Annotated in this window: 13 protein-coding genes; 12 read left to right on the top strand and 1 reads right to left on the bottom strand. The window is 33.2% G+C overall.

Annotated features, from left to right (window positions below):
- The first annotated feature begins 114 nt into the window (after positions 1–114).
- The 8 genes from EAI80_RS02915 to EAI80_RS02950 all read left to right on the top strand — a co-directional run bounded on the left by EAI80_RS02915 (position 115) and on the right by EAI80_RS02950 (position 9,368).
- Positions 115–360 carry a hypothetical protein gene (locus EAI80_RS02915; protein WP_129980866.1) on the top strand — a complete coding sequence of 82 codons (246 nt, stop codon included), beginning with the start codon at positions 115–117 and terminating at the stop codon, positions 358–360.
- 76 nt (positions 361–436) lie between these two features.
- Positions 437–3,457: an Ig-like domain-containing protein gene (locus EAI80_RS02920; protein ID WP_129980867.1), complete on the top strand. Its 3,021-nt coding sequence runs from the start codon at positions 437–439 to the stop codon at positions 3,455–3,457.
- Between the two features lie 11 nt (positions 3,458–3,468).
- Positions 3,469–4,524, top strand: coding sequence for a hypothetical protein (locus EAI80_RS02925; protein ID WP_129980868.1), 1,056 nt, complete (start codon positions 3,469–3,471; stop codon positions 4,522–4,524).
- Positions 4,525–4,567: 43 nt separating this feature from the next.
- The gene (cls, locus tag EAI80_RS02930; protein WP_129980869.1) at positions 4,568–6,100 is read left to right on the top strand and encodes a cardiolipin synthase; all 1,533 of its coding nucleotides are present in this window, start codon (positions 4,568–4,570) and stop codon (positions 6,098–6,100) included.
- 9 nt (positions 6,101–6,109) lie between these two features.
- The gene (locus EAI80_RS02935) at positions 6,110–7,282 is read left to right on the top strand and encodes an AI-2E family transporter (protein WP_129980870.1); all 1,173 of its coding nucleotides are present in this window, start codon (positions 6,110–6,112) and stop codon (positions 7,280–7,282) included.
- Positions 7,272–7,727, top strand: coding sequence for a hypothetical protein (locus tag EAI80_RS02940; protein WP_129980871.1), 456 nt, complete (start codon positions 7,272–7,274; stop codon positions 7,725–7,727). The genes EAI80_RS02935 and EAI80_RS02940 overlap by 11 nt, the downstream gene beginning before the upstream one ends.
- A gap of 131 nt (positions 7,728–7,858) precedes the next feature.
- The gene (locus EAI80_RS02945; protein WP_022425165.1) at positions 7,859–8,125 is read left to right on the top strand and encodes a phosphocarrier protein HPr; all 267 of its coding nucleotides are present in this window, start codon (positions 7,859–7,861) and stop codon (positions 8,123–8,125) included.
- 118 nt (positions 8,126–8,243) lie between these two features.
- Positions 8,244–9,368: an ABC transporter permease gene (locus EAI80_RS02950; protein ID WP_129980872.1), complete on the top strand. Its 1,125-nt coding sequence runs from the start codon at positions 8,244–8,246 to the stop codon at positions 9,366–9,368.
- On the opposite strand, the gene EAI80_RS02955 is transcribed toward EAI80_RS02950, so the two are convergent.
- A complete protein-coding gene (locus EAI80_RS02955) occupies positions 9,365–10,342 on the bottom strand; it encodes a D-cysteine desulfhydrase family protein (RefSeq protein WP_129980873.1) in 978 nt (325 codons plus the stop codon). The two genes, EAI80_RS02950 and EAI80_RS02955, sit on opposite strands and share 4 nt — an antisense overlap.
- 96 nt (positions 10,343–10,438) lie before the next feature.
- Between EAI80_RS02955 and EAI80_RS02960 the strand changes: the two genes are divergently transcribed.
- From EAI80_RS02960 to EAI80_RS02975, 4 genes are all read left to right on the top strand, one after another.
- Positions 10,439–11,101: a hydrolase gene (locus tag EAI80_RS02960; RefSeq protein ID WP_192923989.1), complete on the top strand. Its 663-nt coding sequence runs from the start codon at positions 10,439–10,441 to the stop codon at positions 11,099–11,101.
- Between the two features lie 30 nt (positions 11,102–11,131).
- Positions 11,132–11,617 (top strand): Cys-tRNA(Pro) deacylase, encoded by a 486-nt coding sequence (gene ybaK, locus EAI80_RS02965; RefSeq protein WP_129980874.1) that lies wholly within the window; start codon positions 11,132–11,134, stop codon positions 11,615–11,617.
- Positions 11,618–11,815: 198 nt separating this feature from the next.
- Complete coding sequence (locus EAI80_RS02970; RefSeq protein ID WP_022425161.1) at positions 11,816–13,501, top strand: phospho-sugar mutase; 1,686 nt, start codon at positions 11,816–11,818, stop codon at positions 13,499–13,501.
- Between the two features lie 53 nt (positions 13,502–13,554).
- Positions 13,555–13,914, top strand: a complete 360-nt coding sequence (locus EAI80_RS02975) for a response regulator (protein WP_238634371.1) — start codon at positions 13,555–13,557, stop codon at positions 13,912–13,914.
- Positions 13,915–13,927: the final 13 nt, after the last annotated feature.

Consider the following 13,927-nt stretch of genomic DNA (forward strand, 5'->3'; position numbering starts at 1 on the left):
CCCGTACGTACGGTGCAACGGGAGGCACAGAAATAATAATTAATCTCAGTATTGATATTATTTCCTGTCTACCCTATTTGGTATATAATAAGAAAAAAGAGAGGAGATACGCTTATGAATTATAATGACTTATATTTCATAATTTCCATTGCGTTACAGCTTCTTATTTTCTTTGAATTAAGAAGACAATCAAAAAGTCTCATGATGTTACTTATGAGTTTCTTGATTACTGTACTTTGTATCTTGTTTTTCTATTGTAGTGTAAAATGTAAAACACTAGTCTCTTTTGGTATGTTAGTAGTTGTATTTCTTATGTTCCTATGGAATGTAAATTATCGTTTCAGAAAGATTCTAAAATGAGAGATTATCTCTCATTTTTTTTACGTAAAGAATTATGTTATAATGATGTTGTAGAAAAAAAACAAGGAGGCAGACTATGAAGAAGGTAATAGGAATCCTGGCTACTGCATTAATATTAAGTGGCTGTGGATCATCATCCGATAATCATGAGATTAAGAAGACTTCTTTCATGAAAGAAGGAAAGAATAGTTTATATGCTCTTTATAATACTAAGGGGCAGCGTTATACCAAAGATATGTATAAGACATATACACCTTTTGAAGGTGGATATTTAGTGACTAATGAGAGTGATCAGACTGGTTATATTTCTAATACAGGTAAAACAATTATTAAACCAGGACGTTATACAAGCTTAAAAACACAGGGTAATATGCTTGTAGGTGAATCTCAGCCACAGACTGGACTTTATTTAAGTGCATCTTCTCTTAATATGACAGAAAACACTTTAACACAGGTATTTGCGAATGATGCTGTTGTATGGTCTACAAATGATAATGATGTCATTGATATTAATCAGGAAGGCTATGTTTATGCAAAACATGCAGGGACTGCAACACTTACTGCAACTAAAGATAATGCGTCAGTGACTTGTGTGATTAAGGTAGAAGCATTACATCCATATCTTTCTCAGGAATCTTTAGATGTATATACATCAGAACCTGCTACACTTACAGTGAATGATTTTGGTGCACGTACAATTGAATGGAAGTCTAAGGATCCTAAGATTGCAACAGTAGACAATGGTGTCATTCAGGGATTAAAGCCTGGTAAGACTACAATAATCGCAAAAGTAGGGGATGATACTTTAAAGTGTAAGATTAAAGTAAAACGTAAGACTTTAAAGATTTCTCAAAATGAAGCAACACTTTATACAGGTGAAGAAGGTCAGTATGGCATTGAAAATGCATATCCTGATATTAAGTGGGAAACAAGTAATGCGAATGTAGTGACTGTTGCTGATGGACATATCTGGGCTATTAATCCAGGTAAAGCGACTATCAAGGCAACAAGTAATGGTCAGACAGTTAAATCTAAGGTGACTGTAAAGAAGAGAACACAGAGACTTGATCAGACTAAGGTGACTCTTTTAACTGAACAGAAGGTTGTATTAAATGTATTAGATAAGAAGAATCCAGAAGAAGTTGTACAATGGAGTTCTAATAAGAAAAAGATTGCTTCAGTCAATGAATTTGGTGAAGTAACAGGTTTAAAGAAGGGTAAAGCTGTTATTACTGCAAAGGTCGGCAAGAAGAAATATAAGGCTGCTATTACAGTAAAGAAGAGACAGATTAAGATTAATCCTTCTAAGACTACTATTGAAAAGGATCAGCATATCTTCTTACAAGTATTAAATAAGAAGGATGAAGATCAGGCAGTATGGACTACAAGTAATGATCAGGTTGTGATTGTAGCACCGGATACTGGAGAGATTGCAGGTGTGAAACCTGGTAAGGCTACTATTACTGTTCAGGCTGGTAATCAAAAGGCTAAGGCTAAAATTACTGTTAAGGCTAAACCTCTTTCTTTAAGTGAAACTAAGATTGAGATGGATGAAGAATCTGATTATGGTCTTTCTATTAATAATTATGAAAATCAGAAGGTTAAATGGACAACTTCTGATAAGACAATTGCGACTGTAGAAAATGGTACAATTCATGCGAATAAAGCAGGAAAAGTGACTATTACTGCAACGATTGATAAGAAGGATTATACATGTGATGTTACAGTTCATAAGCTTATTAAAGTGATTGATCAGAAGGAAATGACTGTTATTAAAGGTGGACAGGGTCAGCTTTCTGTGACTAATGTAAATCCTGAAGAGGTTAAATGGGATTCAAGTGATTTGAATATTGCGACTGTAGAAAATGGTACTGTATATGGTATAAGAACAGGTAAAGTAACTATTACTGCAACTATAGGTAAGAAGAAGCATATAAGTGAAGTAACTGTTATAAGAAATCCAGAAACAGAAACTAAAACAAGAGCGGCCGATATTTCTTTAGGTGGTATTGAAGTACTCAATACAAAAGGTAAGGTTCTTTATAAATCATCTACTAAGAGCGGTTTATTAAAGACTGATCTACCTGTTATCGTAAAGGGTAAGACTTATAAAGTTGTAAATAATGGGAAGACTCTATATGCTGGTAAGAAGAAGGTTTACTATGCTTCTAGTATAGATGATGCATCTATTGTAGGTTTTGAAGATTCTATTAATGTTTATTTAAAGAATGGTAAGAAATCTTCTATTAAGGAAGTAGGTAACTATTCTATTCTTGCATCACGTAAGAATCAGGCTATTTTATATGATGCAGATAACCAGAATACATTAGCTGTAATTGGTACTAAGATTTATTCAAATGATTATGTACTAACTGGTGCAGAGATCACAAACAAAAACAATATCGTATTAACTGCAGATGATACTGTCAGTCTTTATAGAAAGGGAGAGATTGTTCCTACAAACTCTAACTTTAAAGACAATACACATTTCATTTCTAGAAATAAGAAGATTGCCTATGGACCTCATACAGTTTATAACGGTAAGAAGACAAGTGAATTAAAGAATGTACAGGTTTATCCATATGCACATGAATTAACGGTGTCTCGTTATCCAGGTTTTGTAAAAGGTAAAGGCTATGCTTATTATGACTTCAATGGTAAGAAGGTCAGTCCTTATTATCAGGAAGCCAATCAGTATGATGAAAACAAGTGTGCTATTGTACAGCTTAAAAACGGTAAGTATGAATTAATTAATGCGGAAGGTGAAAATGTATTAAAATCATCATATCCACGTTTAGAATTCATCGGCAATTCATATTATGCAGCATATAATAAGAATGGCCAATTTAAGGTCTATGACTGTAATGGAAAAGAAGCACTTTCAGATGTTTATACAAAGATTCCTGAAAAGGCAGCAATTGTCTTTGATGGGCATCCATATCTTGCATTAGAAAAGAATGGACGTTCTTATATCTATGATGTAGATAATGATATGAAGGAAATTTACTCTATTGAAAAAGAAATCGTTCTTCATGATGAAGGCTATTTCACAATTGGAGATCAATACTATACTCTTACAGGTCAGAAGATCAAATAAGGGGGAATTCTATGGCAATTTTACTCGCAACTTTATTAACGTTTGTTGGATTGATGTTAACATTCCAGCTGATTTACTTTGAAATCAGCCGTAAACGTGCATTAAGAGTGAATAACTTAGTGTGGTTTGAACAATTCAATCGTCCTTTCAACTATACAGGAACAGCAAGCATGGTTGTATTATGTATTATCTGTTATATGATTGGTGGTACAGATGCACCATTCATGTCAGCACTGTGGTTCTTAGAACTCATTATCTTTGTGGCATGTGGTGTGATTGCGGATGCAATCGTACAATTTATTATTATTAAGTATGGTAAGTTCAGATGTCGTCAGCAGATTCAATCAGCTACACATCTAATGAAAGAAATTGAAGAATTAAAACGTGGAGATGAAGAAGACTATGGTTATGAAGTCTCTGCACCACTTTATGATGAAGTCGCTATTACTAAGAGCTATGTTCATCCAGAAGATCATTTAGCCTTTATGACAGTGGATAAAGGGCAGTTTGTAAAGGATTATAAAGATTATCCAGCAGCAACATTTGATATTGAACCTTATACTGAAACAAGTGAAGTAGAAGCAACTCTAGAAGGATTACCTGTTAAGGCAACTAAATTGACAGAATCTAACCTGCTTCCATTTAAGGATGAACGTATCGATGTATTAATGGATCAATTCTCTAACTATGATAAGAATGAAGTATTACGTGTACTTAAACCAAATGGTACTTTCATTGTGAATCAGAATGGTAGTGAAAACCTTCATGAATTCTTATCTATGTATATGCCTTTTAAGATGAGAGGTGTATGGGATATGAACAGCTGTGCAATGACTCTTGCTGAGGCAGGATTTGAAGTTGTAGAAACTAAAGAAGATAAAGGTTATATTCGTTTCCATAATCTTCGCCAAATACAGACTTACTTCCGTAAGGTGGCTCCAGAAGTGGCTGAAAATGTCGCACAATATAAGAGCTTCTATATGAATGCATTAGATCAGATTAAACAGAATACATATTTCCAGTTGACAACATATCGTTTCTTAGTTGTCGCAAAGAAGAATTTCTAATAGGCTTTCTTAATTGAAAGCCTTTTTTAAATAGGGGGATTTTATGAATACATATGAGCATAAAAATGATGTAAAAAATAGTATTGTAAGAGTAATAATTGCTGCACTTCTGATTATTATTCAGGTATTTATGATTGTGAATCTTGCGATACATCTTTCTGAATACTATGCAGCTTTTGATACAATCATGAGTATAATTGCCTTTATATGTGTACTACGTATTTATGGTAGACCGGATAATAGTGCTTTTAAGCTATCTTGGATTGTTTTGATTCTCATCTTTCCTGTCTTTGGTTTAGCTATATATATCTTGTTTGGTAGACCTTCATTGTTGAAGACAGTACAGAAGAAGTTCAATAAAGTAAATGATGATCTCAACAGTTATAAGATTGAAACACAAGGTTATGAAGAACTTCAACAGAATGATCCTCTTCATGCCACAGAAGCTTATTATCTACAATCTTTGGGTTTTCCTACTTTTAATCATACAAAGATAAAATTCTATAGTTCTACAAATGATGCATTGGAAGCACAACTACATGATTTAAATAACGCTAAAGAATTCATATTCATGGAATATCATGCGATAGAAGATTCAAAAGCATGGAGACAGATAGAGGATATCCTTGTAGAGAAAGTAAAACAGGGTGTGGATGTAAGAGTTTTTTATGATGATATGGGAAGCGTAGGATTTATTAATAATAAGTTTAGAGCACGTCTTCATGATGAAGGTATACAATGCCGTGTATTTAACCCTATCTTTCCTGTTTTAAATCCATTTATGAATAATCGCGATCATCGTAAGATTACTGTCATAGATGGTCTAATAGGCTATACTGGTGGTTATAATCTTGCCGATGAATACTTCAATTACACACATCCTTATGGACTATGGAAGGACTCTGGAGTAAGATTAGAGGGTGATGCAGTAGACTCTCTCACAAAGATATTCTTTGAGATGTGGCAGACATCAAGTAAAGAAGATAATGAAGACCTCACACTTTATTTAAAAGGTCATAAAGTATCAGGAGAAGGATATATCATCCCTTACTCAGATACACCTTTAGATGATGAAGAAACAGGTGAGAATGTCTATTTAAATATGATTAAACATGCTGTTGATCATATCTATATCACTACACCATATCTGATATTAAGTGACGAAATGCAAAGAGAACTTATTCTTGCATCAAAAAGAGGTGTCGATGTAAGAATCATTACACCTGGTATTCCTGATAAAGCAGTTGTCTTTGCATTGACTAGAAGCTATTATTCACATCTTGTGCAGGCAGGTATTCATATTTATGAATATACTCCTGGATTTATTCATTCAAAACAATGTTTGGTTGATGATCAGGTCGGTGTTGTTGGTACAATTAACTTTGACTTTAGAAGTCTTTATCTACACTTTGAAAATGGATGCTGGTTTACACATAATCATGCAGTCAAAGAATTAAGAGAAGACTTCGATGAACTATTTGAAATAAGTCAGGATGTATCAGAAAAGTATATAAATACAAGTGTTGTATTAAGAGGATGGAGATGTATTTTACGTTTCTTTAGCCCTCTTATGTAAGGAGGTACTATGTTTCGTTTTAAACCTAATAGAAAATATACACAGATATCTATTTATGTAGTACTTACTGTCATTGCAATCTATCTTGTGATTGCAGCAGGAAGTAACATATCAGATATTCTTTTGTTTCTTAAGAAGGGATTGGGATTTTTAAGCCAGGTATTTACACCATTACTCATTGGTTTTGTGATTGCCTATTTATTAAAGCCAGTAGTAGAAAAGGTAGAATCATCTCTTAGAAATGTTTCTTATTTTAAAGAAAAGAAGAAGTTAACTCATCAGTTATCTGTTGTGATTACTTCTTTAATTGTATTATTTGTTTTTGCGTTATTATCTACTTTTGTGATTAAAAGTATTGGTAAAGAACTTGCAGTCACACGGTTTAAGGATATGAGTGATTTCTTACGTATTGTCGCAAAGAATGTGAATGAGATTTATGAGGCAATCATCGTACAGCTTAAATCTATGAGTATTTCTACAGTACAAGTACAGCAGTTCTTAAAGACAGCAGTTGATGGTGTTACAAGTAATCTTCTAGGCGGTATCACTAAAGTGTCGGACTTCTTCACTAATTTACTATTCTCTATTATTTTTGCGATTTATTTTATGCTTGATGGAGAAAAATTATGGAATTATTGGAGTAAGAGTATTAAAGCTTTTACAAGTAGGAAAGTAGACACTGCTATTCATCAATTATTAATTGATATTGAAGGTGTATTCTCTGGTTATGTACGTGGTCAGGTGATTGATGCTTTTCTTATGTTTGTCATGGTAAGTGTAGCATTTGGCTTCTTGCATGTTAAATTCTGGATTGTGATTGCATTATTAGTTGGTATAGGTAATCTAATACCTTATGTAGGCCCGTTCCTTGGATATGCTTCTATCGCAATTATTGGTCTTGTGACAGCTGATTTACATATGGCTTTAAGAGCTTTGATTGCATTACTTATTATTCAGGGGGTAGATGGTAATATTATTAACCCAAGATTATTAAGTGCAAGTATTGATATTCATCCTGTACTTGTTATCGTATCACTTATTTTCGGTAGTATGATTGGTGGATTCTTAGGAATGCTCGTTTCTGTACCAGTAGGTGCATTATGTAAGATCTGGTTTGAAAGATTAGTAGAATATCGTACGGAAACCAAAAATGAATTAGAGGAGAAAGAAAATGGAATTTAGATTTAATCCATGGATGTTAGATGTAGATGTTAATGCAACACAGCATGACTATAGTAAAAATGATTATTCTAAAGAGAAACAATTAAATGAAGAACTAAAGAAAGCTATGTCTTTCCAGCAGTCTCGTATCTTTGAAACATTAGGCGTTGATCCTGATAAGATTCTTGTCGAAAAGATTCCTTTAGAAGGTTCTCAGAATGTTTATAAATTCTCTTTTATCATTAAGGGAAAACTTCTGACAATCACAAATATGCAGGCGGCAGTATATAGTGATGAAAAGGTGTTTGGACCTGAAATATTAGATTATGTAGAAGTTGTAGATATCCCAAAAGGTGGCGTAATGGTCTATGAAATGGGTAATCTTGCATTAGCTTTTAAACACCCTGGACATACAAAAGAATGGAATTGTGGTTCTGTTTTAGGTGTTGGATTTATACAATTATAAAAAATTATTATCAAAAAAATAGCGTATATATCAATACTTTTGTAAGCGTTAGTAAAAAATAACATAAAGGTATAGAAAAAATTAGGATTTGTGATATAATAAGACCATATTCATAAGGAGGAATTTTTTAAATGGAAAAATTATCATTCGTAGTATCTGACCCAGTAGGTTTACATGCAAGACCTGCTACAATCTTAGTAAACCAGGCTAGCAAATTCTCTAGCAATATTAACTTAATCTATAACGGTAAGAGCGTTAACCTTAAATCAATCATGGGTGTTATGTCTTTAGGTGTTCCAACTAAGGCTACTGTAGAAATCGAAGCTGAAGGTGAAGACGAAAAGGACGTAATCGAATCTATCGCTAAGGTTATCAAAGAACAGAAAGTTGCTGAATAATATACTTTTGTTTTTGACAGTGGATTTTATCCACTGTTTTTTTTACACAATTTTTCCCATATTTACTCCATAATAACGCAAATATTATTTCTTACTATATTTATAAGGAGGCGTTATTATGTCTAAAGGGAAAGAGGGTCTACATTATTTGTCGTTATTTATCATTGTATGTATCACAATGAATCTTATTATGATGTGCTTGTTCATTAAGCAGGGATCATCACAGGTTATTAATAAGTATAAGAAACAATTAAAGTATGAAGTCACACTATCATCTGATAATGGAATAAGCATCAGAGATGCCAAACAATTAACTACTATTAAAGATGTTAAAACTTATAACTATGAACAACTAGTCAATGCATCTTCACATACACTTAAATCAGTCAATACACGTCTTTCTTTTCCTCGTATTTGTTTGACAGAATTACAAGAAGATACATTTCTTCTTGCAGGTTATTCCTCTATGACGCTGATCCAGGACTTTAATTCAAAAGAATATAAACTTAAAGAAGGAAGACTTTTAAACAAGAATGATGAGAATACATCCAATGCAGTGATTTCTTATGCACTTGCGAAAAATAATAATCTAAGTTTAGGAGACGATATTCAATTAAACACAGAAAAAGGAGATGTATCATTATCTGTTGTAGGAATCTATAAGAATAAAGTAGGACTATTAAGTCATTTAAAGCCTTATAATACTATCTTTATCTCTTTATCAAAAGCGCAGTCATTAAGTCATGCTGAACAAACTGTTTCTTCTGTTACTTATTATTTAAATAAAAAAAGCCATACAGAAGGCTTTATAAAGAAAGCACAAAGAAAACCATTGGATTGGAATCATCTCCAGCTTACATCCAATGATGCACAATATAATGCATGTGTCTCTATCTTTGAAAATATATGTGATAAGTTAAAGATGATTCCTTTGATTATATTAATTATTAGTTCGCTCTTTTTAATACTTATATGCCATAAACTATTTAAAACACATAATCTTAGTAAGATACTTATTATCTTTATGATTTCATTTACTATTTCATGTTTCACAAGTCCATCTCTTTCTAAATATACAATTAATACTTATTTATCTCAGCATGATGTGAATATGTCACAAAAAGAAACAAGAAAGATCAAAACAACCTATACACCTAGAATATTAATAGAGTCTATTGGTATTACATCTATTATGTATTTAGAAACAGTGATTATCGCTTATAAGAAAAAGATCTCAGCCTAGGCTGAGATTATTTCTTTTGATTTAGAGAATAAACCATATATACCACCTGTGTGCATAAATAGTATATTCTTTGCATGATCAAATGTACCTTTTTCTAATTCATAGATTAGTCCATAATACGCTTTGCCTGTATATACAGGATCTAGAATAATACCACTATGTCTAGATAAGTCAGAAATAGCTTCTAATTCTTCTTTGCGACTTAAAGAATATCCTCTTCCTACATATCCATCAATAATATGAATATGACTTCTCTCTACATCTTTTACATCAAGATGAGGTAATGTATCATCAATAATACTATTAATTTCATTAATAAAGAAATTAGCATCATCACATACATTAATACCTACAATATCTTTATGAGCTTGTCTTAATTCATTACCCAAATATAAACCAGTATAAGTTCCTCCAGAACCTACTGCATCAATAATAGTATCGAACACAATACCGGTCTTTTTCTCATATTCTAGTATTTCATCAAAAGCATCAATATAGCCTAAAGTACCGATTCCATTACTAGCACCCATAGGAATAATATAAGGCTTACCACCTTTATCTAATACTTCCTGGTAGACTTCCTGCATCATCTCATCTTTATGTGCTTGAAAATCATCATGTTCCTTTACTCTTATATCAGCACCAAGCATATGATCTAAAAGGAAGTTGGCTGTTTCAATATTTTCACCAGGTTCTTTTCTAAGTATAAGAATACACTTCAATCCTAGTTTTGCGGCTACTGCGGCAGTAGATCGACAATGGTTGGATTGGAATCCACCATTAGTGATCAGTGTATCACACCCTAAAGATAAAGCTTCTGCAACACTGTATTCTAGTTTTCTAATCTTATTACCAGATGCCACACTATCTGTTAAGTCATCTCTTTTCACAAAAATACTTGGTTTATATTTGTTGGAAAGATAGTCTATTTTTTCAATAGGAGTAGGCAGCTGGGCCAAATGTAGTTTGTTCATGTAATCACCTCTAAAAATAGTATAGTAGAGATATCAAACAAAATCACACTTTTCTTACAAAAAAGTTTGGTATAATAGAGACGAGGAGATGTAAACATGAAAACAATTGGTAAAGATGGTATTTTATTAAGACTCGCAAAAGATATGTATCCTGAAAAGGATGATTTATCTTCTATTGAAGTAAAAACTTTATTTAATGATATTTGTCATAAGTATATACAAAGAGAAGGAATTTATGATCTTCTTTCATGGCTAGAAGGTACTGATTTCTATAGAGCACCTGCAAGTACACGTTATCATGGAGATTATGAGGGTGGTTTATGTGACCATAGTCTCCATGTCTATTTCTGCTTTAGAAGCTATGTAAAAAAGCGTTGTGAACCAGGTTATCATTTATCTATGAGTGAAGAAAGTATAGCATTATGTGCTTTATTTCATGATTTATGCAAGGTTGATATTTATAAGACAGAAATGCGTAACAAGAAGAATGCGCAAGGACAATGGGAACAGGTGCCTTTCTATACAATAGAAGATGCATTCCCTGTAGGACATGGTTCTAAGAGTGTTTATATTATGAATCGCTATTTAAAGCTTACAGATATAGAAACAGCAGCTATTGCCTATCATATGGGCTTTAGCTATGGGGATGATGCCAGAACTGTAGGTAATGTATTTGGTCGCTTCCCTGAAGCTTTCGCATTATCTACAGCGGATATGGAAGCTACTTATTTTGTAGAAAATGAACATTGGCCACGATAAAGTGCTATAATATCATCCAAGGTGATATATATGAAAAAGAGTAAAATTAAAACAAATGCGTTAAGAATGTTAGATCGTGATAAGATTCCTTATGAGATCAAAACATATGAATATGATGAAGAACATTTAAGTGGTGAACATGTAGCATCACAAGTAGATATGGATGCAGGTGATATCTATAAGACACTTGTATTACATGAAGACCATGATTATTTAGTATGCTGTATTCCTGTATTAGAGGAAATAGACTTGAAGAAGCTCGCTAAACTATCTGGACATAAGAAGGTAGAAATGCTTCATATGAAGGATTTACTAGGTCTTACAGGTTATATGCGTGGAGGTTGTTCTCCTGTTGGCATGAAAAAGAAGTTCCCAACATATTTTGATGCCAGCATAGAAAAAGACCGTCCTATCGCTCTCTCAGCAGGTAAAAGAGGCTATCAGATGATTGTTTCATCAAAGGATATTACAACTTATTGTGATGCAAAAATAGGGGATGTAGTGAGAGATCACTAACCTCTTTTTATATATCTGTAAGTGTTTACTTAGGAGTTATCGACAAAAACTTATTGATATTCGTAAATATTGCTATTTTATTTAGAGAAGTATCTAAAATATAAGTGAAAGTTATGAGAAAATAATGTAACTGTAGCGCTTTTTGTTTCTATAGGTTTTTGAAAATGGTATAATAGAACCAAGAGGTGACGCTTAAAAATGGATATTAATAAGAAATATGAGCAATGGTTAAATTATGAAGGCATGGACGCTTCATTAAAGGCAGAACTTGCCGGAATGACAGAAGAACAGAAGGAAGATGCTTTCTATAAGAATCTTGAATTCGGTACAGCAGGAATGCGTGGTATTTTAGGTGCTGGTACAAACCGTATGAACATTTATACAGTTCGTAAAGCAAATATGGGATTTGCGAAATATGTAGCTAATTTACCAGAAGGTAAAGAACGTGGAGTGGCAATCAGTTATGATAATAGACATATGTCATATCGTTTTGCGATTGAATCTGCAAAGATTCTCGCAAAGTTTGGTATTAAGTCTTATATCATGGAATCTTTAAGACCTACTCCAGAATTATCTTTCGCAGTACGTTATTTAAAATGTGCAGGTGGTATCATGATTACTGCTTCTCATAACCCTAAGGAATATAACGGTTATAAAGTATATGATGATACTGGTTGTCAGTTAATCCCTGAATGGGGTGATATCGTTGTTGATTATGTAAATGAAATTGATGACGAATTAGAAATCGAACAGATCAGTGATGAAGAAGCTTATCCATTCATTACATGGGTAGGAGAAGAAGTAGATGAAGCTTATTATAAAGCTGTAATGGGTATTGAAATCAATCCTGGACTAGATAAGTCTGATTTCAAGATTGTTTATTCACCACAGCATGGTGCAGATAACATCCCTGTAAGAACATGCTTAAAGAGATTAGGTTATGATATTGTGCCAGTACTTGCACAGTGTGCACCTGATCCAGATTATACAAATACTAAGTCTCCAAACCCAGAAGTAGACGCTTCTTATGAATTAGCTATTAAGCTTGCGAAAGAAGTAGATGCTGATGTAGTCGCAATTACAGACCCAGATGGTGATAGACTTGGTGTTGTCGCAAAGCACAATGGTGAATATGTATTAATGAGTGGTAACCAGAGTGCTGCTGTATATCTTGAATATATCTTATCTCAGAGAAAAGAGAAGGGTACATTACCTGATAATGCAGTTATGTATAATACTATTGTCACAAGTGATCTTGGTGAATTAGTTGCGAGAAACTATGGTGTTGATGTTGAAAAGACATTAACTGGATTCAAGTTCATTGGTGATAAAATCAGAAAGTATGAAAAGACTCATGAAAAACAGTTCATCTTCGGTTATGAAGAAAGCTATGGCTGTGTTGTAGAAGACTTCGTAAGAGATAAAGATGCTGTACAGGCTGTATTACTTGCTGCTGAATGTGGTAACTACTATAAGAAGCAGGGTAAGGATCTTATTGATGTATTGAATGAATTATATGCTAAGTATGGTACATTCAAGGAATCACAGATTGCCTTAGCAAAGGCTGGCGCTGCAGGTGCTGCACGCATTAAAGAAATGATGGATACTTTAAGACAGGATAAGCCTACTGAAATTGGTGGCGTAAAGGTTGTATTAAGTGAAGATTATGCAACAAGTGAACGTTCTGATGGCACTACAATTGACTTACCTAAGTCAAATGTATTAAAGTATTATCTAGAAGATGGTTCTTGGATTGCTGCTAGACCTTCTGGTACAGAACCTAAATGTAAATTCTATTTCTCAATTAAGGGTAAAGATGCTAAGGATGCTGCTGATAAGACAGAAGTATTCCATAAAGCAATGATGGAATTAATTGGTGAATAACTCATATGGGGGCTCTATCTTCGATAGAGTCCTTTATTATTTGGAGGTGTAAAATGTATAAATTATTAGTTGTAGAAGATGAAGTACTGATTAGAGATATTATTAAAGAATATTTCGCAACAAGAGATTATGAAGTCATTGAAGCTGTAGATGGTTATGATGCTTTAGATAAAGTGAATCAGGATATTGATATGGTCTTACTTGATATTATGATGCCAGGAATGGATGGGTATGAAACATGTAAGAAGATCCGTGAAAAATATGATATGCCTATTATTTTTATCAGTGCGTTATCTGAAACTGATAATATGCTAGATGGTTATCATGTAGGTGCAGATGATTATATTACTAAACCTTTTAAACCTTGGCTTAACAGTGATAAGGAACTAATTTACTTATCAACTGTTAGCTGACGGTTTCCGGGGT

This window comes from Catenibacterium sp. co_0103, assembly GCF_004168205.1.
GTDB classification, from domain to species: domain Bacteria; phylum Bacillota_I; class Bacilli_A; order Erysipelotrichales; family Coprobacillaceae; genus Catenibacterium; species Catenibacterium mitsuoka_A.